This window comes from Gordonia sp. PDNC005 (assembly GCF_016919385.1).
Lineage (GTDB): Bacteria > Actinomycetota > Actinomycetes > Mycobacteriales > Mycobacteriaceae > Gordonia.
This window is the reverse complement of the sequence record NZ_CP070351.1, coordinates 4,199,014-4,221,898: the sequence shown is the minus strand read 5'-3', so window position 1 is coordinate 4,221,898 and position 22,885 is coordinate 4,199,014. Positions and strand designations below refer to the sequence as shown.

Below are 22,885 nucleotides of genomic sequence, written 5' to 3'. Positions count from 1 at the left end.
CCGTAGTGTTGAAATTCGAGCGCACGTTCGGAACAAGAGAGGTTCTTAGGTGGAAGAGATACTCGCCAGGGCAGGTATTTTCCAGGGGGTCGAGCCCACAGCCGTTGCTGCACTCTCCAAGGAGTTGCAGCCGGTCGAGTTCCCTCGCGGCCATGTGATCTTCCACGAGGGGGAACCGGGAGATCGGCTGTACATCATCCTCAGCGGAAAGGTGAAGCTCGGACGTCGATCGCCTGACGGCCGCGAGAACCTGCTGACGATCATGGGGCCGTCGGACATGTTCGGCGAGCTGTCGATCTTCGACCCCGGTCCCCGCACGTCGTCGGCGACCACCGTCACCGAGGTCCGCGCCGTCTCCATGGACCGCGACGCGCTCCGCAAGTGGATCAAGGACCGCCCGGAGATCGCGGAGCAGCTGCTCCGCGTCCTGGCACGCCGCCTGCGTCGTACCAACAACAACCTCGCGGACCTCATCTTCACCGACGTCCCCGGTCGTGTCGCGAAGCAGCTCCTGCAGCTCGCTCAGCGTTTCGGCACCCAGGAGGGCGGCGCCCTTCGCGTGACGCACGACCTGACGCAGGAGGAGATCGCTCAGCTCGTCGGCGCATCTCGCGAGACTGTGAACAAGGCTCTCGCCGACTTCGCGCAGCGCGGTTGGCTCCGCCTCGAAGGCAAGAGCGTGCTCATCGCCGACTCCGAGCGCCTCGCACGCCGCGCACGCTAGTCGAACGACGCCCGGCCGCTCCCCTACTGCTCCTTGAGCGAGCGGAGCGAGTCGAAAGGCCTGAAGCCCGGCTCCCCCACGTCATCCGTGCGGGGTGCCGGGCTTCGTAGTGTTCGATAGACCTTTCGACTCGCTCCGAAAGTCAGAGCGTGCGGAGGTACTCCAGCTGGGTCTTCACCGACATGCGAGCGGCGGGCCACAGTTTCTTGTCGACGTCGGCGTAAACCTTCTTGACGATCTTCATCGGCTTCGCGTCGTGCGCGGAGACATCGAGAGCGTCGAGGGCACCGCGGATCTGGTCGAGACGTTCTTCACGGTGCTGTTTGTAGAACCTGGCGACCGGCCCCAGTTCGGCGTGGTCGGGGCCGTGGCCGGGCAGCATCACGGCATCGGACGCCTCGACGATCAGGCGATTGAGCGAGTTGAAGTAGTCCGCGAGGGTGCCGTCCCGCGGGTCGAGGACCGTGGTGCCACTGCCGAGGACGGTGTCGCCAGTGACGATCGCCTTCTGGCCGTTGTGCTCGATCAGGAAGCTCGTCGAATCCGCGGTGTGCCCGGGAGTGTGGATCACAGTGATCCGAAGACCCGCGGCCTCGATCACCTCGCGGTCTTTGAGACGCGAGGCGCCCTTCGAGAACTCGTCCGAGTACGCCCGGCTCGGCGCTCCGGACATGGTGCGGAAACGCTTCAACGCACCCACATGATCATGATGACGATGCGTGAACAGCGTCAGCTCCACCTCACCGGCGACGCCGAGCACCGTCTCGAGGTGCTTGCGGTGCTTCTTCGGGCCCGGATCGACGACGACTGCCGTCGACGATCCGGGTGCACGCAGAACCCAGGTGTTCGTGCCGTCGAGCTCCATCAGCCCGGGGTTGTGGCACAGCACGACCGACGCGAACGGCGTCACTTCACGGACCGTCTCGTAGGCGGGGTGCACCGGAGTGTTCACGTCGGTCATGGAGATCAGCGCACCTGGACGATCAGTTCCACCTCGACCGGAGCGCCGAGCGGAAGTTCCGCGACGCCGACGGCCGAGCGGGCGTGGACACCTGCATCGCCGAAGATCTCACCGATCAGGTCGGATGCGCCGTTGATCACGCCGGGCTGACCGGTGAAGCCGTTCGCCGAGGCGACGAAGCCGACCAGTTTCACCACGCGGACGATGTTGTCGAGACCTGCCACCGAATCGACGGCGGCCAGAGCGTTGAGGGCGCACTGACGCGCTGCGGCGTTGGCCTGGTTCGGACGAACCACTCCCTCGGCGCCTTCGGACACCTTGCCGACGACGTCGAGCTTGCCGTCGACGACGGGCAGCTGACCCGACGTGTAGACGAAGTCGCCGACACGCAGTGCCGGGGTGTAGCTGCCGACCGGCGCGACCACGGCGGGCAGGGTGATGCCGAGTTCGGCGAGACGATCCGACCACTGTCCCATGACACTCAGCCCTTCGGACGCTTCAAGTAGGCGACGTGCTGTTCACCGGTGGGGCCGGGCAGGACGCTGACCAGTTCCCATCCGTCTGCTCCCCACTGATCGAGGATCTGCTTCGTCGCGTGTGTCAGCAGCGGAACGGTGACGTATTCCCAGGCGGTAGGTGCGCTCATGACGCTCACCTTATCGGTTAGCGAACGCCTCTGTTGCCGCGGTCGATAAGGTGAACCTCGTGGTCGAGAATCAGATGACGGACGCCGGAACGGCGTGGCCGCCCGCGGCACGCGACGCCAGGCTGCATTTCGTGTCCGGCAAGGGTGGAACCGGCAAGACGACTGTCGCCGCGGCATTGGCGTTGGCATTGGCCGCCAAGGGGCAGCGCGTGCTGCTCGTGGAGTGCGAGGAACGTCAGGGCATCGCCCAACTCTTCGACAGTGCTCCCCTGCCCCCCGTCGACACCCAAGTCGCGTCGCTGGAGGGCGGCGGCTCGGTGTGGGGGCTCGCGCTGGAGATCGAGTACGCGCTGCTGGAGTACCTCGACATGTTCTACAACCTCGGCTTCGCGGGGCGTGCGATCAAGCGGGTCGGAGCAATCGACTTCGTGACCACCGTGGCGCCCGGCCTGCGGGACGTCGTGATCACCGGAAAGATCAAGGAACGGGTGATCGCCGTCGACAAGAAGGGCCATCGCCTCTACGACTCGATCGTGGTCGACTCCCCTCCGACCGGCCGTATCGGCAACTTCCTCGACGTGACGTCGGCGATGGCCGATCTCGCGAAGACCGGTCCGATTCGCAATCAGAGCGACGGCGTCGTGCGACTGCTTCACTCGGCCGACACCGCCGTCCACCTCTGCACACTCCTCGAAGCCATGCCGATCCAGGAGACTGTCGAGGCGATCGATGAACTCCGCGGCAAGGGCCTCCCGGTCGGGTCGGTCCTGGTGAACCGCGTGGAGCCGGCACATCTGCCCGAAGAGATGCTCGACGAGATCGCCGAGGGCACCGTCGACGCCGACCGCATCCGTGAGTCGATCACCGGCGCGGGCGTGACCCTCGCCGACGCAGACCTCGCCGGGCTCCTCACCGAGACCATTCAGTACGCGTCGCGTCTGCAGGCACAGCACATCGCGCGGTCCGAGCTCGACGACGTCGACGTCCCCCAGATCGAACTGCCGACCGTGGAAGAAGGCATCGACCTCGGCGGCCTCTACGAACTGGCCGACGTCCTGAAGAAAGCGGGAGTCTGATGCCCGACCTGAAGATGGGCGCGGTCCTCGCCGACCCGGCCACCCGTGTTGTGATCTGCTGTGGATCGGGCGGCGTCGGCAAGACGACGACGGCTGCGGCGATGGCGCTGCACGCCGCCGAGCAGGGCCGCACAGTCGCGGTCCTCACGATCGACCCAGCGCGGCGACTCGCGCAGTCGTTGGGCGTGAGCGAACTGACCAACGAACCACAGCCGGTGCCGGTGTCGCCGGACTCGAAGGGCACGTTGGACGCGATGATGCTCGACATGCGCCGCACCTTCGACGACATGGTGGTAGAGCACTCGACCCCAGACCGTGCCGAAGCGATCATGAACAACGCGTTCTACCAGACGGTGGCGTCGTCGTTCTCCGGGACGCAGGAGTACATGGCGATGGAGAAGCTCGGTCGACTGCTGGACGAGAACCGATGGGACCTCATCGTCGTCGACACTCCCCCGTCGCGGAACGCTCTGGACTTCCTCGACGCGCCGCAGCGGTTGAGCTCGTTCCTCTCCGGGCGCCTGATGAAGATGCTCGTCGGCGGCGGGCGCGGCGTCGGACGTGTCGTGACCGGTGCGATGAGCATGGCGATGCGCGGCATCTCGACGATCGTCGGCGGCGACATCCTGCGCGACGTCGCGATGTTCGTGCAGTCCCTCGATTCGATGTTCGGCGGATTCTCCGAACGCGCCGCCCGCACGTACGAGCTGTTGAAGCGGCCGGGCACCCAGTTCGTGGTGGTCGCCGCGCCCGAGCCGGACGCGCTGCGTGAGGCGTCGTTCTTCGTAGACCGCCTCTCGAAGGACACGATGCCGCTAGCCGGTCTCATCGCCAACCGCACGCACCCGAACCTGACGTCGTTGTCGACCCCGGCGACGGCTGCCGCACTCGAGACGGTCGACGACGAGCTGACCCGGGGAGTGCTCCAGGTGCATGTCGACCGTGCGGCGACCGCAAAACGCGAACTGCATCTGCTGCAACGCTTCACGTCGTCGCATCCCAGCGTGCCGATCGTCGGCGTGCCTGCTCTTCCGTTCGAAGTCGCCGACTCCGACGCACTGCGGGCCGTTGCCGAGCAGATCGTCAGTCGAGGCTAATCCGTACCAATGAATATTGTTATATAACTCTCTTCGACGCTGAGAACTGACCAGTATCCCGCTCCCGTACTAGTACGCTGATGCGACCGCGCACAGCTGTCACCGGTACGAAAGGGGATCCATGAGCAGCCTGTTCGACCCACGAGCCCTGCTCGGCTCCGCTGTGTCCATCACCCGGACCGCGCTCAGTTGTGCCGAGTGGACCGAGGAGCAGTTCCTGGCGCTCGCCAGAGCCGGGCTCGACGCGATCGACCCCGATTCGCCCGCCGCCGACGACGGCCCCGCAGAGCGGGCCGTCAAGGCTGAAGCGCAGCGCGCCGCCCTCGAACCGGCCCCTGCGCAGCGACTCAACGAGCGGATGAACGGCCTGCTCGACCAGGCCCTCAATCAGGGCACGGCGGCCAGCAGACTCGAGCTGTTCACCCGCATCCTCGATCAACTCGTCGCCGACGAGGCGCGGATCGTCGGCGCGCTGTCCGACGGCGCGGTGTCGCCGCTGATCAACGTGATCAGCCGGACGTCCTCACGGTCGCCGGTGCTGGAGAATGCCGCGCTGATCGGCCGTACTGCGAACCTCGCACTACCCGAGATGGTCCCCGCGTACGTCACGAACCTGCTCAACCTCGGACTACTCGAAGTGGGGCCGGAGGATCCGGATCTGAAGGTCGACTACGAGGTCCTGGCGGCCGAGACCATGGTGCTCAAGGCGATCAAGTCGTCGTCCGTGGGCCCGGTCGGACCGCGCATCGAACGGCGGACCCTGCGGTTGTCGTCGCTCGGCATGGACTTGTGGGCCACCGCGATGGCAGCCGGCGACTGAGATGACAACACACGTCGTGGCCATTCAGACGTGGAGCGAGATCACCCACGACTTCGGCTTGAACTGGCTGATCTACCTGTCGATGCCGATCATCGCGGCCTTCGTCGGCTGGAGCACCAAACTCGTGGCACTCGAGATGATCTTCAAACCGATCGAATTCCGCGGCATCGGCCCCATCGGCTGGCAGGGCATCGTGCCGCGTCGGGCGGGCAAAGTCGGCGCGACCACCATCGAACTGCTGACGTCGAATCTGTTGCGGCCCGAGGAACTGCTGGAACGTTTCGACGCTCAGGAAGCGGTCGAGGCGATCAGGGAACCGCTGACGTCGGCCATTGACGAGATCACCCGCGACATCGCCGAACAGGTCCGACCGGGCCTGTGGGACAGCCTGCCGTCCGCCGCTCGGCGCGCCGTCCACTCGAGGATCCAGCAGCAGGCACCTGTCGTCGTCGAGAAGCTGCTCGACGAGATGCGAGCCGACATCCCGCGGTACCTGGATCTTCAGTACCTCGCGGTCACGACTCTCGTCCGTAACAAGGAGAAGCTCAACACGCTCCTCAAGACGGTCACGTCGGACGCGATGAGCTTCGTCCGACGGTCCGGGATCTACTTCGGCTTCGGCATCGGCCTGGTGCAGATGGTCGCGTGGGCCCTGTTCCAGAACCCGTGGATCATGCCGATCTTCGGTTTCAGCGTCGGCTTCATCAGCGACTACATCGCGTTGAACATGCTGTTCCGGCCACAGCTCCCGAAGAAGTACCTCGGCTTCATCCGCTTCCAGGGCCTGCTCCACGCACACCGCGACAAGATCACACGCGACTACGCGAAGATCCTCGCCGAGGACCTGTTCTCACCGGAGAACCTCATTCAGGGAATCCTCGAGGGCCCGGGCTCAGACAAGCTGTTCGCACTCGTCGCGCGCGAGTTGGAATCCGCGATCGACTCGCAGGTCTCAGTGGCGAAACCTCTAGTGAGCCTCACGGTCGGCACACAGAAGTATCGGGACCTCAAAGACAAGGTGGTCGCGGACGTGCTCGCACACGTACCCGACACTCTCGCCCACGCCAACGACTACACACTCACGACGATCGATCTGGAGAACACCATCGTCGAGAAGATGAGTGAACTCACCGAGGTCGAGTACGAGTCGATCATGCGCCCAGTCTTCAAGGACGACGAGCCGCTCATGATCGCGATCGGAGCGATACTCGGCGGACTGGTCGGCGAGATCCAGGTTCAGCTGATCGAACTGTTCGCGCGTCACTGACAACGAACAGGCGACAGATGCACGCGAGCCCGGCGATCTGATCGCCGGGCTCGTCACATCACATCTTGTCGGGGACCGCGCCGATCCGCTGGCGGCGGCGCTGAGCGTCGAAGAACTCCGCCCACGAGGTGACCTCGGGATGCTGGCGGAGGAGAGCGCGACGCTGCCGCTCGGTCATTCCCCCCCAGACGCCGAACTCGACGCGGTTGTCGAGGGCGTCCGCACCGCATTCCATCTGGACCGGGCAGTGCCGACAGATGGTTGCGGCTTTACGCTGGGCGGCCCCTCGAACGAAGAGGTCGTCCGGATTACCGCCGCGACAGCGCGCCTGCGATACCCAGGTAAGGCGTGTTTCCGAATCTCCGGAGGACAACGGCGCCAAAGTCATTGCGCGATCCCACCTTTCACAAACCCATCGACACGGACCGACGCTCGATCCGCGCATAAGATCTAAAGCTGAGCGTCACCCTGCATTTGTGCGCATTGTGGGGTAGCTCACGTCCATCACCCTATTGAGACGCCCATCGCAAATCAAGTCGAGAGGGCAATGCCCGGGGTAAGGAGCGGATCCCGCAGGTCGCTACCCGGGTGTACTCGACAGCACACGTATCCTGGCGACCGTGCGGAAGACAACGAACCTGGCCGGCCTCGCGGTCGCCTGCGTCATGGCGGGCGTCCTGCTGGCGGGCCTCCTGTTTCCAGTCGTCGGCGGAATCGGCGTCCTGACCAACCGAGCCGCGGCGACGATGGAGAACAGTTCCTCGGAACTGCTGAACGGCACACTGCCGGAAGTCACCACCGTGACCGACTCCACCGGCAAGCCGATCGCGCAGCTCTTCGACCAGTACCGCTACCAGGTCGGATACAACGACATCTCGCAGGACATGATCCGAGCGATCATCTCCATCGAGGATCGACGCTTCCTCGAACACGACGGCGTCGACTGGCGCGGCACCATCCGCGCAGCGCTGAAGAACTCGGCGTCGGGCGACGTGCAGCAGGGCGCGTCCACTCTCGACCAGCAGTACATCAAGAACTATCAGCTACTCGTCCTCGCCCGCACCGAGGCCGAACGGCAAGCAGCGATCGAGACCACCCCTGCCCGCAAGCTCCGCGAAGTCCGCATGGCATTGACACTCGAGCAGACGCTCATCGATCAGGCCAAACGCGACCGCGGGCTGGACGATGCCGCCGCCAAGCAGGACGCCAAGAAGCAGATCATCACTCGCTACCTCAACGTCGTTCCGTTCGGCAACAACGCCTATGGCATCGAGGCGGCCGCCCAGACCTACTTCGGCCACTCCGCAAAGGAACTGACCGTCGAACAGGCGGCGATGCTCGCGGGCATGGTCCAGTCGAGCTCGGGGCTTAATCCCTACTCCGACCCGAAGGCGACAACCGCCCGACGGAATCTGGTGCTGGACACCATGATCGACAACTTCCCTGAGCGCAAGGCAGAGCTGACGGCGGCCAAAGAGAAGCCGCTGGGCGTCCTCCCCGAACCGCGCACTCCCACCCAGGGATGCATCGCCGCCGACAACGCGGGGTTCTTCTGCGACTACGTCCTGCAGTACCTCGCGGACAACGGCATCTCGCGCCAGCAGGTGATGCGCGGCGGGTACCTGATCCGCACCACGCTCGATCCCACAGTCCAGGCGTCGGCCCTGCGCGCGGCACAGGCACAGGCCGACCCGCACACCGAGGGCATCGCAAACGTGATGAGCATCGTCCGTCCCGGCAAGCAGTCGCACGACGTCGTGTCGATGGTGTCGAGCCGAAACTACGGACTGGACGCGAAGAAGGATCAGACAGTGCAGCCGCAGCCGTTCTCCATGGTCGGCGACGGCGCGGGTTCGGTCTTCAAACTGTTCACCACCGCGGCCGCGATGGAGAAGGGCCTGGGCACCAGCGCCGTCCTTCCCGTCCCGTCCAGCGTCGCCGTCTTCGGAATGGGCAACAGCAACGGCGCCAACGGTTGCCCCGCGAACGCCTACTGCGTCAAGAACGCGGGCGCGTACGCCCCCCAGGCGTCGGTGACGCAGGCGCTCGCGACATCACCGAACACCACGTTCGTCCAGCTCCTTCAGCAGGTCGGCGTGAAGCCCGCGGTCGACATGGCCGTGCGACTCGGCATGCGGTCGTACAACTCTCCCGGAACTTCGGGCAACGGCGACCAGTCACTGGCCGACTACATCAAGAAGGGGAACTTCGGTTCGTTCACCCTCGGCCCGTTCGCAGTGAACGCGCTCGAACTGTCGAATGTGGCGGCGACGCTGGCGTCCGGCGGCACATGGTGCCCGCCGAATCCGATCGTCTCCATCCAGCAGGCCAAGCGCGACCAGTACGGCAACCGGGTGATGGACGAGAAGGGCAAACCCGCGCTGACTGCGGTCCCGTTCACCGCTCCCAAGTGCGAACAGGTGGTGGAAGCCGGGCTGGCGAACACCTTGGCCAACGCGATGGGCGAGGACGACCGCGGCATCGGCACGTCCGCACAGGCCGCACGTTCGACCGGATGGAACCTTCCGCTGTCGGGCAAGACGGGGACGACTGAGGCGCACCGTTCGGCGGCGTTCCTCGGTTTCACCAACCAGATGGCCGCGGCGTCGTACGTCTACAACGACGGCCCGACCCCCGCCGGCATCTGCACCGCGCCGCTGCGCCAGTGCTACGACGGCGACGTGTACGGCGGTTACGAACCGGCCCGCACGTGGATGAACGCGATTCTTCCGGTCGCCCAGAAGTTCGGTCCGGTCGCCATGCCACCGGTCGACCCGCAGTTCGTGGCGGGCTCCGACCGCGGCCGGATTCCACAGGTGAGCGGACTGCCGGTGAGCCAGGCGACCGCACGCCTCCAGGAAGCCGGGTTCAAGGTGAACGAACTCGAAGTCGACAGCGGGCGCCCGAAGGGCACCGTGGTGTTCACCGCGCCGTCCGACAGCGCGATGCCCGGCAGCACGGTCGCCGTCTACGTGAGCAACGGTCGCGGGACGTCGACCGGCCCGAGCGGACGCAACGGCGAGAAGATGATCGAGAAGACCGTCGAGGTCCCCGGCGTCGGGCCGGTCGTGATTGAGGTCCCCGACGAGTGAGCTAGGGCTTAGGAGGCACGCCTGGGCAGAGGGCGCGCGTATCGTGGACGGCATGCCCTCCGGTTCCGATCCCTCGTCCCGCGTGGTCCGTCTAGCCGCGGGCGCGGCAGGCGCTGCCGCCGCGGGCCTCGTCTATTCGACGGTGATCGAGCGCAACGCGTTCGCTCTGCGTCATGTGACCGCGCCGATTCTCGAACCGGGGTCGTCCCCGTTGCGGGTGCTGCACATCAGTGACATCCACATGATGCCGAATCAGCATCTCAAGCAGGCGTGGATCTCCGAGTTGGACTCGCTCGAGCCCGATCTCGTCGTCAACACCGGCGACAATCTCGCGCATCCGAATGCCGTGCCCGCGGTTGTGCAGTCGCTCGGCGGACTCCTGTCGCGACCTGGCCTGTTCGTGTTCGGGTCGAATGATTACTTCGGCCCCAAGCCGAAGAACCCGTTCAAGTACTTCAAGAAGGATCACAAGCGCACGCACGGTGAGCCGCTGCCGTGGCAGGACCTGCGTGCGGCGTTCACCGAACGCGGATGGCTGGACGCGACCCATGCGGTCCGCGAACTGGAAGTGGCCGGCGTGCGCGTCGCGTCCGCGGGCGTGGACGATCCGCACATCGAGCGCGACCGGTACGAGACGATCGCGGGTCGCCCGAACCCGCTCGCCCAGTTGCGTCTTGGACTCACCCACTCCCCCGAGCCGCGAGTGCTCGACGCGTTCGCCGACGACGGCTACGACCTCGTGCTCGCAGGCCACACGCACGGCGGCCAGCTGTGTGTGCCCGGCTACGGCGCACTGGTGACCAACTGCCACATCGACCGCTCACGGGTGAAGGGCCTGTCGCGCTGGGGCGCGTCGATGGCGCTGCATGTCAGCGCAGGCCTCGGCACGTCGCCGTACGCTCCGGCTCGGTTCAGCTGCCGCCCGGAGGCCACTCTCCTCACCCTCACCGCAGTTCCGAACGGAGGGGGCGACGTCGACATCGACCTCACGCTGCCGAGCCTGGAGGTCGTGACCAGCTGATTCCCGACCGGGCGCATTGGTAAACCTACGCTATGTTAGGTTTGCGTTACCTTTAACTCCCGGAGGGCAATCCATGAAGTTCACGAGAATGCGCACTGCTGCGACCGCCGCAGCAGTTGTACTCGCAGGCAGCCTCGCACTCAGCGCGTGCTCGACCACCGCCGACGAATCGTCCTCGTCCGGCGAAACCATCACCGTCAGCACAAACAAGGGCGACGTCGACGTCCCCGTCAACCCGACCCGCGTTGTTGCACTCGACAACACGAGTGCCGAAACGCTGAAGGCGTTCGGCGTCACGCCCGTCGCGATCCCCAAGCAGTTGTATTCGAAGCAGCACCTCAGCGAGTGGATCGACAACAGCGACATCAAGGACGTCGGCGTCCACTCGGAGCCGAAGTTCGACGTCATCGCCGACGTCCAGCCAGATCTGATCATCGGCGGCTACCGCTTCTCGAAGCACGACGCCGAGCTCAAGAAGATCGCCGACGAGTCCAACGGCGCCTTCATCGACATCGCCGCAAGCGATGACGCACCGAACGGCCGCGTCGCCGCGATGATCGCCCAGACCGAGACGCTCGGCAAGATCTTCGGCAAGGAGGATCAGGCCCAGCAGATCATCGCCGACTTCAACACCAAGCTCGACGCGGCGAAGAAGGCCACCAACGGTCAGACCGTGTTCCTGTCGATCGTCAACGGCGGCAAGATCGACAACGGTGCGAAGCGCATGAGCCCGCTCACCGAGCCACTCGACGTCAAGGACGTCTTCGCCGGCCAGGGTGGCGACCACCACCAGAACTCGGGTCTCACTCCCGAGGCGATCGCTCAGGCCAACCCTCAGTGGGTCATCGTGATGGACCGCGACGCCGCCGTCGAGCCGGAGGACGGCTCCAAGCCGCAGCCCGCTTCCGCGGTGTTCGCCGCGCAGGACGCGTTCAAGAACACCGAGTTCACGACGAAGAACCAGATCGTCTACCTCGACCCGGGCTTCTACCTGCGTGAAGGCATCCAGTGCTACGGCGAGAACTACAACACGATCGCCAAGACCATGGGCGGCCAGAAGTAGACCCGTGGTCACCACGTCTGACACCGCCTCACCGGCGACATCGATTCGGGTGTCGCCGGTGAGGCGTTTCGCCATGCCCGCGCTGATCACGACGACCGCGGCCCTCGTTGTGGGCTCGCTGATGATCGGCGAGTACCACATCACTCTCGGCGGGCTGCTCACCGGAGACAGTGAGATGTGGCGGATGTTCTTCATCTCGCGTGTCCCCCGAACCCTCGCACTGATCCTCGCAGGCATCGCCATGAGCTTCTCCGGCGTCATCATGCAGCGCCTCACACAGAACAGGTTTGTGGAACCGACCACTGCCGGGACCGCCGAATGGGCGGGCCTCGGCGTCCTGGCCTGCCTCCTCTGGATTCCGGGCGCCCCGCCGCTGGTCCGCATGCTCGTAGCCTCCGCGACGGCACTCGTCGGCACCCTGATCTTCCTCGGCATCATCAACCGCATCCGGGCACGACGATCGGCCATCGTCCCGCTCGTCGGCCTCATGCTCGGCGCCGTCGTCGCCTCGGCGTCCACCCTTCTGGCGATCCAGAACAACCTGCTTCAGGCTGTCGTCTCGTGGCGGTCCGGCGGCTTCTCCCACATCGTCCGCGGCTTCTACGAGCCGCTGTGGGCGGTCCTGGTGATCGCCGTCGCGTCATACGCACTGGCGAACTACTTCACGATCGCCGGGCTCGGCAAAGACGTCGCCACGAGCCTCGGATTGAACTACGGCGCGACCGTCGGCCTCGGCGTCGGCATGGTGGCACTCGCCTCGGGTGTCACCAGTGTGGTCGTCGGGTTCATTCCTTTCCTCGGACTGATCGTCCCGAACATGGTCAGTGCGGTCCGCGGAGACGACCTGCGGTCGAACCTGCCTGCGATCGCGCTGCTCTCCACGGTTCTCATCATCGGCTGCGACCTCATCGGGCGTGTTGTCGTCCGGCCGATGGAGATACCGACCTCCGTCGTGATGGGCGTCGTCGGCGCGGTCGTCTTCCTCGCCCTGATCTTCTCGAGGAGGACCAGTGTCGCTCTCTGACGCCACCGCCGCACCCGCTGTGACGACCGCGGCGAGTCGATTCGGTTGGAAGTCACGTCTCGCCGTCGCCGGTGTCCTCGCCGTCGCCGCCGTCTGCCTCTACTTGATGCTGCGCACTGGCGCCGACGACGTCCTGCGCTGGGACTTCCGGTTCGGGAACAGTTCGTTCCAGCGGCGTCTCCGGACCGTCGCGGCGATCCTGCTGGCCGCGTACTGCCAGGCGATCGCCACCGTGCTGTTCCACACGGTGACCCACAATCGGATCCTCACTCCGTCGATCATCGGGCTCGACTCGTTGTACGTGTTGATCCAGACGGTCGGCGTCGCTGTCGTCGGCGCCAAGTTCGTCGACAACTCCGACTCGGTGCCGCAGTTCCTGTTCCAGACGCTGACGATGGTGCTGTTCGCCGCCGTGCTCTACCGCTGGTTGTTCTCGGGACGCTTCTCCAGCCTGTTCCTGCTGCTCCTCGCCGGAGTCGTGATCGGCCTCGCGTTCCGCGCCGTGTCCGAGTTCCTGCAGCGACTGCTGTCACCGACCGACTTCGACGCGTTATCGATCAAACTCTTCGGGCGTCTCGGATCGGTCAACGTCGAACTCTTGCCCATCGCCGCCGTGATCTGCCTCGTGGTCGGAGTGATCGTCTGGCGCCGCAGACACGTGTACGACGTCGTCCTTCTGGGGCGCGAATCGGCGACGGGCCTCGGCGTCGACCACAAACGCGAACTGACCCTCGCATTGGTCCTGATCGCACTGCTCGTGTCGGTGTCGACAGCACTCGTCGGACCTCTGACGTTCTTCGGGTTCATCGTCGCGACGCTCGCCTACGAGTTCGCAGGCGACTGGCGGCACCGCGCGACACTGCCGATGGCGTTTCTCATCGGCGTCACGATGCTCGCAGCCGGGCAGTTCGTGCTGCACAACATCTTCTACGCGAGCGGTCAGCTGACCGTCCTGATCGAGTTCGTCGGCGGCATCGTGTTCCTCGCCGTCCTACTACTGAGGAAGTCATCGTGATCGAGTTCTCCGACCTCACCAAGAAGTACGCGGAAAGCACCGTCCTCGGGCCCGTGTCCGGCGAGTTCCCCCGTGGCGGCGTGACGGCTCTCGTCGGGCCCAACGGTGCGGGCAAGTCGACGCTGCTGACCATCCTCGGCAGACTCCTCGACTCGACGTCCGGCGAGGCGACGCTCGACGGTGTGCCGATCAGCAAGTACAAGACCACTGAGCTCGCACGCAGGCTCGCCATCCTCCGGCAGGAGAACTCGGTGAACGCGCGGCTCTCCGTCCGTGACCTGGTCGCCTTCGGTCGATTTCCGCACAGCAGAGGCCGTTTGACATCGGAGGACGAGGCCAAGATCGCCGACGCCATCTCTTTCCTCAATCTCGACGAGCTGGCCGATCGTTTCCTTGACGAACTGTCCGGCGGACAACGCCAGCGCGCGTATGTCGCGATGACCCTCGCCCAGGACACCGACGTGATCCTGCTCGACGAGCCGCTCAACAATCTCGACATGCGGCACCAGGTGCGAATGATGGACCAACTCCGCCGCACCGCCGACGCACTCGGCAAGACGATCATCGTCGTCGTCCACGACCTCAACTTCGCCGCCGCGTACGCCGATCGGATCGTTGTCCTTGAGAAGGGAACAATCGTCGCCTCCGGGACTCCCGACGAGATCATGGACTCCGAACTTCTGTCGGGCATCTTCGGCACGACCGTGCGGGTTCATAGCATCGAGGGCGTCCCCGTCGCGGTCTACGCGGGTCTCCCAGTGGACGACGCCGTCTCCACGTCCTGATTGAATGCCAACGTTGGCGGCGATTTCCGGTGAGAGACCGGGAATCGCCTCCAACGTTCACTGTCGACGATATGAGTGAGGCCCTGACCGGATTTCTCCGGCCAGGGCCTCAAACTGCTATCTCAACCTAGCGTCGGGGTGGCGGGATTCGAACCCACGACCTCTTCGTCCCGAACGAAGCGCGCTACCAAGCTGCGCCACACCCCGTGTGCAACCTGATACAGCCTACAACGAGCAAGCTCGAACTATTAAATCGCCTGGCCAGGGTCAGTTTTCGAGAGTGGGCAGGCCACTAGTCGTCGACCCACTGGAGAATGTCCCCCGGCTGGCATTCGAGTACCCGACAGATCGCTTCCAGGGTGGAGAACCGCACCGCCTTCGCCCGCCCGTTCTTGAGCACGGCGACGTTGGCCGGCGTGAGCCCGACGGCCTCGGCGAACTCGGCGACGCTCATCTTCCGTCGTGCAAGCTCCACGTCGAGGCGGACGACGATCGGCACGTCAGATCACCTCGTCCATGTCCGAGCGCAGCGTTGTGGCCTGTCGCAGCAGCGACCGCATCACGAGCATGAGCAGGGCCAGGACAAGGCCGCCGAGAGTGACCATCGTCAGCAGAAACGGCAGACCGGGGTCGTCCAGCGCACCGAACAGCCCCAGCGCGACGAGCAGACCCGCGGGGAGCAGCGCCGCTCCGACGATCGCCCAGACGATGGCGTCCACCCAGCGGAACGACGACTCGTCGAAGATGCGGTCGCGGCGGATCCGGCCGAGCAGCACCCAGATCGCGACGAGCACGACCTGCAGGCAGAGGAACTCGTAGGCGACGAGCACGGTGGCGGTCCACCGCTCGCCCACGGTCATCTCCCCGATGCTCTGCATGTACCGGAATTTCCCCGGAAAAGACAGGGTCTGCAACACGGTGACCCCGACGAACAGGAGAGCCAGGGCCGCCTTCGACGGCCAGTAGACAAGAGTCGTGAGTCGTTCCATGTATCGATTATCGATCGAAGGCTATCGATAGTCAATAGATCAGCAGCGTCCTCGACGCCACTGAGGGAACCCGGGTGACCACCGGAGACGCAGAGCCTCACTGGTACGAGATAAACCAGGGCTCCGGCAGCACACGGAGAGTCTGTCTCGGCGAGAACATCGGCTTGTCCTCCTTGTAGAAGTTCTTCCACCCCAGCCACACGTTCGGCGGCAGACCGTCGACGATCCGATCGTAGGTCGCACGCTTCACCGTCGGGGTGCCGTGGCCGTCCGCGTGGATGACCGTCGCGAGTTCGGGCCGCGACGTGTCGAGCAGGCTTCGATCGCCGAGCATGTCGGCGTCGAACTGGTGGAGCACGAACACCTTTTGCGGGAGATTCTCCGTGCGCACAAGATCGGCGAGCCAGTCCGCAGTCTTGTTGACCTCCGCCGGGTCGACGGCCCCGATCTGCGTCAGGTGGACCTGCGTGGGCTTGAGGCGCCACTCGGGGTCGAGAGCGAGTCCCACGTGGGGTTCCTTCAACAGGTCGCGGTACATCTTGGCCTGCGTCAGAAAGTCCATGCGCCCCGGCTGGAGGTCGAGCGTCACATAAACACCCGCCCTGCCTGCCGCGTCGATCCACGGTCGGATCACCTCTGGATCGATGATGTTCGTGTATTTGCCCTGATACCCGGGATCGGCCGACGCGACGGTCACGATGATCTCGAATGCAGGCACGACCGTCTCATCCGACAACCGCCGGTACGGCTCGGCGACCCGACGTATCCGCCGGATCGACGCGTCGATCCCTTGAGCACCCAGTGGACCGAGATCAGCCCCGCCGGGCGAGCCGTACAACGCCACCATCCGACGTCCGGGGAAGACGATCTGCCCTCCACCGGGCAGTTCCGGAACGGTGCGCGCCGCCGTGATCCTGTCACGGATGGTCTTTTCGTTCCCGAAGGCGCCGATCGCCAGGATCGGCCGGTCCGGGTCGGCCTTCAATGCGGCGACGGCCGCGCCGGATGAACGTGGATCCGCGACCGGGACACCAACAGCCGCGACGCCCGCGGCTTCTGCGGTCGCGAGTGCATCGTCCCCGCCCGCTACCAGGACCAGGCGGTCGCCGCTCGCCGCGGCGGAGGGAATCGCCTGCGTGGCCGACGCCGTGTCGGCGACGGCAACACCGACATCGGGCAGGCCGGAGCCGATTCCGATCACCTGGTCGACGTCGAGTCTGGACAACTCGGCAGCGACCGGCGCGGGCCCGGCGTCATCGATCTGAAACAGCGGGATCTTGTTCGACGACGCCACGTCAACCGCTTTGCGACGCTCGGAGTCGTTGGCGTTCGGGGACAGAACCACTGCAGTCGAGGACGACTCGACCAATGTCCGACTGACAAGGACGGACGGAGGAACTGATGCGTCGTCAATGACAGTCAGTGCGGGAAGGTCGGCTGACGACAGAATGCCGGGCGACGTCGGGTCGATCGTGACAGAGGACGCGACGAGCGCCGCGACGGCGAGGAGAACTCCGCCCGCGACAAACGGGCGGGATCTGAGCGCTCCCCGCTGCGAAGTCATTCCTCGTCCGACGCGTCCGCGTCGACGAAGGTGACTCGCGGCGTGGTGGCCGCTGCGTAAAGCGCCAGAGCGGCGAAAGCCAAGGCGCCGAACACGAACACGACTGTCACCGCGAGAAGGACGCCCCACATGATCATCGGGACCACGCCGTCGAGCGAATCGAGAGCGAGGGCCCCGGCACCGGACAGCACCGCGCCGAGCAGCCCCCATGCGGCACTGCGGACCTTCGGTCCGACCTCGGCCGTGTAGAAGAGTCGCTTGTAAACGGCAGTCTCGAACTCGTCGACCGCGGCGAGGCGGACCGGATCACCTGCCGCGAGGTCACGCAGCGTCAGGGCGAGCTCCGCGTCGCGCTTGAGGACCGCCGACTCTCGCTGCCGGTAGACGACAAAAGCGATGGTGGCGAACGTCGTCGCCAAGAGTCCGATACCTGTTGCGCATGCCCACGTGTTCACACTCGATCACGCTACCGGTCCGCGGGCGCGACGCGCGTCACACCCGCGGACGCACGTCACACGCGTGACGTGACGGTGCTCACGATGTTGCCGCGGGTGGCCTTCGAGTACGGGCAGAAGCCGTGCGCGGCGAGGGCGAGTTCGTTGGCCTGAGCGGTGTCGAGTCCAGGCAGGTAGACGTCGATGTCGCCGGTCAATCCGAAACCGTCGTCGGCGTCGTCTTTGCCGATGCCGACGGTCACGCGGACCTCGGTGCCCTCCGGCACCGCGACGCCCGCGTTCTTCGAGACCAGACGAAGAGCACCCATGAAGCAGGCGGCCCATCCCGCCGAGAACAGTTCCTCGGGGTTGCTACCGTCACCGTTGCCGCCCATCTCGACCGGCGGTGCGAGAGTCAGGTCGATGCGACCGGAGTCGGACACCACCTCGCCGTCACGACCGCCGCCGCGGGAAGTCGACGAAACTCGGTACACGGGCGTCACAGTCATCTGTCTCTCCTAGCTCTCGGTGTCGTCGCACGCCGATGTGCGCGGGACCGGAATCCAACCTACCCGCCACGTGCGACGCGCATGGGCCGCACGCGCATCGACGGTGGAAGCCACTGCCCCACGCTGCTCCGGAGCGTCATCAGAATCGACAGGATCAGGAAGCCGAACTGCACCCACGCCATCGCCCAGACCCACCGCGGCGACCCCGGGTAGTTGAAGAGCAGATCCGCACACACGGGCACGAACAACAGCAGGACGACGAGCGTCGACATGTACACGTTTCGCAGGTTGCGACTGTGCTTGGTGGCGATCGCCACGAGCATCGGCCACGTCAGCGCCATCAGCACCGGTATGCCGATGAGGAAGGCGGGCGGCCAGAACGCCGCCATCGACTTCGCCTTCTCCGCAGGATCGACGTCGGGCACCTTCTCCAGTCCCGGACGCAGCCTGTCGGCGAGCAGATCCGTGATGTCCGAGACGTGCGCGAACCCGTAGACCACCCACACCAGACACGCCGCACCCGCGATCAGCCAAGCGACCCGCGCGTCACGCGTGAGAGCGAGCGGCGGGACGCCGGGGTCGGTCGGCCGGGCCGGGTACCGATCGCGGTGCTCACTGTCCTTCGACTTGCGAGCGATCTCCGCCATGTCTTCGGCGTCGAGTTCGGCCTGCGTCGGAATGCGATCCGAGTCAGGCCTCTTCGAGGGGTGCTCGGGGTCGCCGTTGGGCACTGTCATGGGTCGATCGTTCCACAGACGTCAGGAACCGATCTTCAGCATCCGTGTGACAGTGCCCTGCCAGAGCACTCGGCCCGGGCCGATCATGCCGGTCAACTGCATCGGCTCGTCGAGCGGCGCGTCGCCCACCTTGCGTGTGACGATCCGCTTGCCGGTCGCGAAGCTGATGCCGACGTAGTCGACGGGGCCGAGCTGTTGCGGACCACCACGGTAGGGGCCGTACGCCAGACCGTAGATGAGTCCGTCGGCGCGCGACAGCCGGGGCAGCGTCGCCATGCGGTCGGTGCGGGTCTCCCACACCCGCTTGCACCTTCCGTCGACGACGTCGATTCGGGTCATGCCGCCGCGGAACGGCGCGGCTCCCGGCCTACTGGGTCCGGTGACCGCCATCGGCGGATACGCGAATCCATACGTGCTCGGGACGACGACGCTGTTGCCCCACGCCATCGGTGAGTTCTCGGTCCCCTGCGGGCTGGTCGTGAACGCACGCACCGAGCAGACGGGTGCACCGGTGTCACTGTTGAGAATCCAGAGCTTCGGGATCGCGGCGTTGTCGACGATGGCGACCCAGCCGTCGCCGTTCGGACCGAAGTACGTGGGTGTGGTGCCCGAACCCCATGTCAGCTGCCCCGGCCTGCGAGCTTGCCCTCTGTCGTAGGCCCGCCGCCACACAGTCTTCGGGACGCCGTCGGCGCCTGCTCGCATCTCGTAGAGCGCATGCGTCGTGAGAATTGACGCTCCAGTCCGCCTGATGCTGAGACCGTTGCCCAAGTCCTCGCCCTTGGGGAGGTGCGTCGAACCGACGCGTCCGTTCGCGTCGATCGTGCCGACCACACCGTGCGTGGTGGCGAACCACGTCCGACCCTGGAAGTCGGGGGCGAGTCCGGTCACGCCGTCGCCACGCAGGTGCCGTTTGATGTCGACACGCTTGTCGACGGTCAACTTCCATCCGCGCGAGGTCCGATGATGACCTACGTGCAGAACGGCTCCGCTGCCGTCCGCCACGACCACCCGGTTCTTCTCGTCGAGGTATCCGTACACACCGCCGAGCAGTCCGCCCTTGGTGAGCGGCAGTTTCGCGAGTACCGCCGCGGTCTTCGGATCGAAGAGGGTGACGACGGGTGTCGCCACCTGCGGCGGGCTGCCCGCGATGTACGCGGTGCAGAGGGACACCGGGTACCCGTCGGTTCCGACGAAGGTGGCCGCGCACACGCCGCCCGGAGAACTCGACGCCAGCAGTTGTGCGTTGCGGCCCGGGCCGCGAAGCGCGGTGCTGTCGGTCGACGCCGCGTCGCCGTGCATCAGCGACGTCCAGTCGGTGGCGACTCCGGGCGGACGCCCTCCGTCGGGCGCGGCCGTGGCAGTGGCGCCGACTGCTCCGAGACACAGTGCGACGGCTGAGGCGAGCGCCGCGATACGCGTGAAACCCTTCATTCGATCAGTTGATCATGTCCCGAGTTCCCGAGTCACGACTTCTCGTCAACGTGAGGAGAAGTCGGCACGGTCGTCACTACGCCGACGATCGGTCCAACGACTGAGGTCCGACGGCACAATGCCGCCGGACCTCAGTGATCAGACCGATCTTCGGACGTACTCAGTCGTTGAACGACGACAGGAGGAAGCTGGTCGCGGGGAGGAGCTTGAACACCATCGGCAGAGCGTGGTTGACGACCAACCCCGGGAAGATCGGCGGGGTGTAGTCGCGTTCGAGGTGCACATTTGCGCCCTGCGCCTTCCAGTCGCGGTACAGCTGCACCACTTGGCCGGTCGGGATCACGTCGTCGTTGATGCCTGTCGAGATCAGGACGGGCGCGTTCGGCTTGAGGCGGCCGATACGCTGGTCGTCGAGCATGGCCTTGACCTCGGGGTAGCGGCTGATGACCGACGCCAGCGACTCGCCGCTGCGGGTCCAGCCGTTGGTGCGCTGGAACCCGAAGGAGAGGCCGGTGTCGGGGATGCACTGTGTCGCGACGTCGTGCAGGACTCGCTTGCCCTGTGCGTTGGTCTCCTTCTTCAGGACGGGCGCGAGCGCCGGGTAGCGAGCCTCGAGGCCGTTAATCGCGTAGCCGATGGCGCCGGCGATGAAGGTGCCGTCGATCTTGGTGATCACCTTCGACAGATCGGCAGGCGGAGCGCCCGCGTAGGTGCCCTTGACGTTGAGTCCCGAGCCGTAGGTCGATGCGAGCTCCGCGGCCGACGCCGCAGCCCCGCCACCCTGTGAGTAGCCGGTGAAGCCGACGGGCGCGTCCTTCGGAGCGTTCGCGACCTTGAGTCCGGCGCGTGCGGCGTCGAGCATCGCGCGTCCGGATTCGAGGCGGTTGACGTACGTGTGGATGCCAGGCGTGCCGAGGCCGACGTAGTCGGTGATGACAACCCGAACACCGTTGAGCAGCATCAGATTCATCTCGAGCGCGGTGTAGTTGACCGCGAGACTCGGCTTGGTCGGGTCGATCGCGAGCGGGAAGCTCATCAGCTTCGATCCCGCACACTGGTCGCCTTGGCCGACGGTGCCGGGTCCGATGACGACTGTCGGGCGGACACCCTTGCCCTGCCAACGAGCGGTCGGCTCGACGACGGTGCCGGTGACCGCGGTCGGCTTACCGTTCTGCAGGGTCGAGGTGTACATGATCCGCGTCGCGGTGCCGGGCCACTGGTTCTTGATTCCGGGGATCTGCAGGAGCAGCGAGCTCGGCTGCGTCCGGATCAACGAGCCCGGCGTCTTGTCGAACGTGGACGGCGGAACGTAGAAGTTCCGTGCCGCGTCGGCTGCCTGCGGTGCGACCGACAGGAGGCCGGCGGCCACCATGACAGTCGCTGCGGCAGCGGTGAATGAACGAACCCGTCGGCCGCCGAAGCGACCCGTCTTCACTGAGACGTTTCCCCGAGAATTTCTCATGAGGAGCAATCTAGTGCACAACTGACCGAAACATGTAACGGGGAGTACCAGTCATGCGATATGGAGGCCCACGCCACGTTGCGAGGAACAACGAAGCCCGCGTCACCATGCGGTGACGCGGGCATCGAAGAAGGTGAGATCAGACCAGCAGTTCGGCGATCTGCACCGTGTTGAGTGCGGCGCCCTTACGCAGGTTGTCGCCCGAGACGAAGAGGGCGAGACCCTTGCCGTCCGGGGCTCCCGGATCCTGGCGGATGCGACCGACCAACGACACGTCGCCACCTGCCGCGTCGAGCGGGGTGGGCACGTCGGCCAGCTGCACGCCGGCGGCGTCGGCCAAGATGGCGCGGGCCTCATCGGGCGTGATCGCCTCGTCGAACTCGGCATTGATCGACAGCGAGTGGCCGGTGAAGACCGGCACGCGCACACAGGTGCCGCTGACGAGCAGGTCGGGCAGGCCGAGGATCTTGCGCGACTCGTTGCGGAGCTTCTGGTCCTCGTCGGTCTCGCCCGAGCCGTCGTCGACGATCGACCCGGCGAGCGCGATCACGTTGAAGGCGATCGGCGCGACGTACTTGTCCGGCTCACCGAGGTCGACTGCCTTGCCGTCGTGGACGAGCTTCTCCGCGTCGTCGATGCCCTTGCGGACCTGGCCCGCGAGTTCGGCGACGCCGGCGAGGCCACTCCCGGACACCGCCTGGTAGCTGGAGATGACCAGGCGACGCAGCCCCTTCGCGTCGTGCAACGGCTTGAGGACGGGCATCGCGGCCATGGTGGTGCAGTTGGGGTTCGCGATGATGCCCTTGGGCGGATTCTGCGCGAGTTCGCCGTTGACCTCGGAGACGACCAGCGGCACGTCCTCGTCCTTGCGCCATGCCGACGAGTTGTCGATGACGGTGACACCTGCGGCGGCGAACCGCGGCGCCTGAACCCGTGACATGGTGGCGCCCGCCGAGAACAGTGCGACGTCGAGCCCGGTGGGGTCGGCGGTCGCGGCGTCCTCGACGACGATCTCGCCGTCGCCCCACGGCAGCGTGGTCCCCGCTGAGCGCGCGGACGCGAAGAACCGGATCTCGTCGATCGGGAAGTTGCGCTCCGCGAGGATCTCGCGCATCACGGCGCCGACCTGACCGGTCGCGCCGACGACTCCTACTTTCAGGCCCAT

At 65.8% G+C, this 22,885-nt stretch carries 24 protein-coding genes and 1 tRNA gene; 11 read left to right on the top strand and 14 right to left on the bottom strand.

Going from position 1 to position 22,885, the window contains the following annotated elements:
• Positions 1-49: 49 nt before the first annotated feature.
• Positions 50-724: a Crp/Fnr family transcriptional regulator gene (locus JVX90_RS20295; RefSeq protein WP_008380206.1), complete on the top strand. Its 675-nt coding sequence runs from the start codon at positions 50-52 to the stop codon at positions 722-724.
• Between the two features lie 142 nt (positions 725-866).
• On the opposite strand, the gene JVX90_RS20290 is transcribed toward JVX90_RS20295, so the two are convergent.
• The 3 genes from JVX90_RS20290 to JVX90_RS20280 are packed head-to-tail and all read right to left on the bottom strand — an operon-like array spanning position 867 to position 2,331.
• A complete protein-coding gene (locus JVX90_RS20290) occupies positions 867-1,685 on the bottom strand; it encodes an MBL fold metallo-hydrolase (RefSeq protein ID WP_205330430.1) in 819 nt (272 codons plus the stop codon).
• 5 nt (positions 1,686-1,690) lie between these two features.
• Complete coding sequence (locus JVX90_RS20285; RefSeq protein WP_008377310.1) at positions 1,691-2,161, bottom strand: RidA family protein; 471 nt, start codon at positions 2,159-2,161, stop codon at positions 1,691-1,693.
• Between the two features lie 5 nt (positions 2,162-2,166).
• Positions 2,167-2,331: a DUF4177 domain-containing protein gene (locus JVX90_RS20280; RefSeq protein ID WP_008377309.1), complete on the bottom strand. Its 165-nt coding sequence runs from the start codon at positions 2,329-2,331 to the stop codon at positions 2,167-2,169.
• Positions 2,332-2,405: 74 nt separating this feature from the next.
• On the opposite strand from JVX90_RS20280, the gene JVX90_RS20275 reads away from it, so the two are divergent.
• The 4 genes from JVX90_RS20275 to JVX90_RS20260 all read left to right on the top strand — a co-directional run bounded on the left by JVX90_RS20275 (position 2,406) and on the right by JVX90_RS20260 (position 6,591).
• Positions 2,406-3,407 (top strand): ArsA-related P-loop ATPase, encoded by a 1,002-nt coding sequence (locus tag JVX90_RS20275; protein ID WP_205332523.1) that lies wholly within the window; start codon positions 2,406-2,408, stop codon positions 3,405-3,407.
• Entirely contained in the window at positions 3,407-4,504 is a 1,098-nt protein-coding gene (locus JVX90_RS20270) for an ArsA family ATPase (RefSeq protein WP_205330429.1), read from the top strand. Before JVX90_RS20275 ends, JVX90_RS20270 begins: the two co-directional genes overlap by 1 nt.
• A 121-nt stretch (positions 4,505-4,625) precedes the next feature.
• Entirely contained in the window at positions 4,626-5,324 is a 699-nt protein-coding gene (locus tag JVX90_RS20265; protein WP_205330428.1) for an Abi-alpha family protein, read from the top strand.
• A gap of 1 nt (position 5,325) precedes the next feature.
• Entirely contained in the window at positions 5,326-6,591 is a 1,266-nt protein-coding gene (locus tag JVX90_RS20260) for a DUF445 domain-containing protein (protein ID WP_205330427.1), read from the top strand.
• Positions 6,592-6,649: 58 nt separating this feature from the next.
• On the opposite strand, the gene JVX90_RS20255 is transcribed toward JVX90_RS20260, so the two are convergent.
• The gene (locus tag JVX90_RS20255) at positions 6,650-6,979 is read right to left on the bottom strand and encodes a WhiB family transcriptional regulator (RefSeq protein WP_008377303.1); all 330 of its coding nucleotides are present in this window, start codon (positions 6,977-6,979) and stop codon (positions 6,650-6,652) included.
• Between the two features lie 277 nt (positions 6,980-7,256).
• On the opposite strand from JVX90_RS20255, the gene JVX90_RS20250 reads away from it, so the two are divergent.
• The 6 genes from JVX90_RS20250 (at position 7,257) to JVX90_RS20225 (ending at position 14,591) form a co-directional block, all read left to right on the top strand.
• Entirely contained in the window at positions 7,257-9,683 is a 2,427-nt protein-coding gene (locus JVX90_RS20250) for a penicillin-binding protein (protein ID WP_240194193.1), read from the top strand.
• A gap of 52 nt (positions 9,684-9,735) precedes the next feature.
• Positions 9,736-10,704: a metallophosphoesterase gene (locus tag JVX90_RS20245; RefSeq protein WP_205330425.1), complete on the top strand. Its 969-nt coding sequence runs from the start codon at positions 9,736-9,738 to the stop codon at positions 10,702-10,704.
• A 73-nt stretch (positions 10,705-10,777) separates the two neighbouring features.
• Positions 10,778-11,767 (top strand): ABC transporter substrate-binding protein, encoded by a 990-nt coding sequence (locus JVX90_RS20240; protein ID WP_205330424.1) that lies wholly within the window; start codon positions 10,778-10,780, stop codon positions 11,765-11,767.
• A gap of 73 nt (positions 11,768-11,840) precedes the next feature.
• Positions 11,841-12,791, top strand: coding sequence for an iron chelate uptake ABC transporter family permease subunit (locus JVX90_RS20235; RefSeq protein WP_205332522.1), 951 nt, complete (start codon positions 11,841-11,843; stop codon positions 12,789-12,791).
• On the top strand, positions 12,778-13,806 hold the full coding sequence (locus JVX90_RS20230) for an iron chelate uptake ABC transporter family permease subunit (RefSeq protein WP_205330423.1): 1,029 nt from the start codon (positions 12,778-12,780) through the stop codon (positions 13,804-13,806). Before JVX90_RS20235 ends, JVX90_RS20230 begins: the two co-directional genes overlap by 14 nt.
• On the top strand, positions 13,803-14,591 hold the full coding sequence (locus tag JVX90_RS20225; RefSeq protein WP_205330422.1) for an ATP-binding cassette domain-containing protein: 789 nt from the start codon (positions 13,803-13,805) through the stop codon (positions 14,589-14,591). Before JVX90_RS20230 ends, JVX90_RS20225 begins: the two co-directional genes overlap by 4 nt.
• 133 nt (positions 14,592-14,724) lie before the next feature.
• On the opposite strand, the gene JVX90_RS20220 is transcribed toward JVX90_RS20225, so the two are convergent.
• From JVX90_RS20220 to JVX90_RS20175, 10 genes are all read right to left on the bottom strand, one after another.
• Positions 14,725-14,798: transfer RNA gene (locus tag JVX90_RS20220), tRNA-Pro, on the bottom strand.
• An 85-nt stretch (positions 14,799-14,883) separates the two neighbouring features.
• Positions 14,884-15,090, bottom strand: a complete 207-nt coding sequence (locus JVX90_RS20215; protein ID WP_205330421.1) for a helix-turn-helix transcriptional regulator — start codon at positions 15,088-15,090, stop codon at positions 14,884-14,886.
• Between the two features lies 1 nt (position 15,091).
• On the bottom strand, positions 15,092-15,580 hold the full coding sequence (locus JVX90_RS20210) for a DUF2975 domain-containing protein (RefSeq protein ID WP_205330420.1): 489 nt from the start codon (positions 15,578-15,580) through the stop codon (positions 15,092-15,094).
• Between the two features lie 97 nt (positions 15,581-15,677).
• Positions 15,678-17,144 carry a hypothetical protein gene (locus JVX90_RS20205; RefSeq protein ID WP_205330419.1) on the bottom strand — a complete coding sequence of 489 codons (1,467 nt, stop codon included), beginning with the start codon at positions 17,142-17,144 and terminating at the stop codon, positions 15,678-15,680.
• Positions 17,141-17,599: a hypothetical protein gene (locus JVX90_RS20200; protein WP_240193977.1), complete on the bottom strand. Its 459-nt coding sequence runs from the start codon at positions 17,597-17,599 to the stop codon at positions 17,141-17,143. The genes JVX90_RS20205 and JVX90_RS20200 overlap by 4 nt, the downstream gene beginning before the upstream one ends.
• Positions 17,600-17,655: 56 nt before the next feature.
• Entirely contained in the window at positions 17,656-18,087 is a 432-nt protein-coding gene (locus JVX90_RS20195; RefSeq protein WP_008377282.1) for an organic hydroperoxide resistance protein, read from the bottom strand.
• A 59-nt stretch (positions 18,088-18,146) separates the two neighbouring features.
• Entirely contained in the window at positions 18,147-18,824 is a 678-nt protein-coding gene (locus JVX90_RS20190) for a hypothetical protein (RefSeq protein WP_205330418.1), read from the bottom strand.
• Positions 18,825-18,845: 21 nt separating this feature from the next.
• Complete coding sequence (locus tag JVX90_RS20185) at positions 18,846-20,258, bottom strand: hypothetical protein (protein ID WP_205330417.1); 1,413 nt, start codon at positions 20,256-20,258, stop codon at positions 18,846-18,848.
• A 160-nt stretch (positions 20,259-20,418) separates the two neighbouring features.
• Complete coding sequence (locus JVX90_RS20180) at positions 20,419-21,630, bottom strand: lipase family protein (RefSeq protein WP_240194192.1); 1,212 nt, start codon at positions 21,628-21,630, stop codon at positions 20,419-20,421.
• 229 nt (positions 21,631-21,859) lie between these two features.
• Complete coding sequence (locus tag JVX90_RS20175; protein ID WP_008377275.1) at positions 21,860-22,885, bottom strand: aspartate-semialdehyde dehydrogenase; 1,026 nt, start codon at positions 22,883-22,885, stop codon at positions 21,860-21,862.

Excerpts from the sequence above, each read along its gene's own strand:
- JVX90_RS20240 (WP_205330424.1), top strand. The coding sequence starts at position 10,778 with ATGAAGTTCACGAGAATGCGCACTGCTGCGACCGCCGCAGCAGTTGTA.
- JVX90_RS20270 (WP_205330429.1), top strand. The coding sequence starts at position 3,407 with ATGCCCGACCTGAAGATGGGCGCGGTCCTCGCCGACCCGGCCACCCGT.
- JVX90_RS20290 (WP_205330430.1), bottom strand. The coding sequence starts at position 1,685 with ATGACCGACGTGAACACTCCGGTGCACCCCGCCTACGAGACGGTCCGT.
- JVX90_RS20280 (WP_008377309.1), bottom strand. The coding sequence starts at position 2,331 with ATGAGCGCACCTACCGCCTGGGAATACGTCACCGTTCCGCTGCTGACA.
- JVX90_RS20195 (WP_008377282.1), bottom strand. The coding sequence starts at position 18,087 with ATGACTGTGACGCCCGTGTACCGAGTTTCGTCGACTTCCCGCGGCGGC.
- JVX90_RS20185 (WP_205330417.1), bottom strand. The coding sequence starts at position 20,258 with ATGAAGGGTTTCACGCGTATCGCGGCGCTCGCCTCAGCCGTCGCACTG.
- JVX90_RS20190 (WP_205330418.1), bottom strand. The coding sequence starts at position 18,824 with ATGACAGTGCCCAACGGCGACCCCGAGCACCCCTCGAAGAGGCCTGAC.
- JVX90_RS20245 (WP_205330425.1), top strand. The coding sequence starts at position 9,736 with ATGCCCTCCGGTTCCGATCCCTCGTCCCGCGTGGTCCGTCTAGCCGCG.
- JVX90_RS20250 (WP_240194193.1), top strand. The coding sequence starts at position 7,257 with ATGGCGGGCGTCCTGCTGGCGGGCCTCCTGTTTCCAGTCGTCGGCGGA.
- JVX90_RS20180 (WP_240194192.1), bottom strand. The coding sequence starts at position 21,630 with ATGGTGGCCGCCGGCCTCCTGTCGGTCGCACCGCAGGCAGCCGACGCG.
- JVX90_RS20275 (WP_205332523.1), top strand. The coding sequence starts at position 2,406 with ATGACGGACGCCGGAACGGCGTGGCCGCCCGCGGCACGCGACGCCAGG.
- JVX90_RS20235 (WP_205332522.1), top strand. The coding sequence starts at position 11,841 with ATGCCCGCGCTGATCACGACGACCGCGGCCCTCGTTGTGGGCTCGCTG.
- JVX90_RS20205 (WP_205330419.1), bottom strand. The coding sequence starts at position 17,144 with ATGACTTCGCAGCGGGGAGCGCTCAGATCCCGCCCGTTTGTCGCGGGC.
- JVX90_RS20175 (WP_008377275.1), bottom strand. The coding sequence starts at position 22,885 with ATGGGCCTGAAAGTAGGAGTCGTCGGCGCGACCGGTCAGGTCGGCGCC.
- JVX90_RS20260 (WP_205330427.1), top strand. The coding sequence starts at position 5,326 with ATGACAACACACGTCGTGGCCATTCAGACGTGGAGCGAGATCACCCAC.
- JVX90_RS20210 (WP_205330420.1), bottom strand. The coding sequence starts at position 15,580 with ATGGAACGACTCACGACTCTTGTCTACTGGCCGTCGAAGGCGGCCCTG.
- JVX90_RS20255 (WP_008377303.1), bottom strand. The coding sequence starts at position 6,979 with ATGACTTTGGCGCCGTTGTCCTCCGGAGATTCGGAAACACGCCTTACC.
- JVX90_RS20285 (WP_008377310.1), bottom strand. The coding sequence starts at position 2,161 with ATGGGACAGTGGTCGGATCGTCTCGCCGAACTCGGCATCACCCTGCCC.
- JVX90_RS20265 (WP_205330428.1), top strand. The coding sequence starts at position 4,626 with ATGAGCAGCCTGTTCGACCCACGAGCCCTGCTCGGCTCCGCTGTGTCC.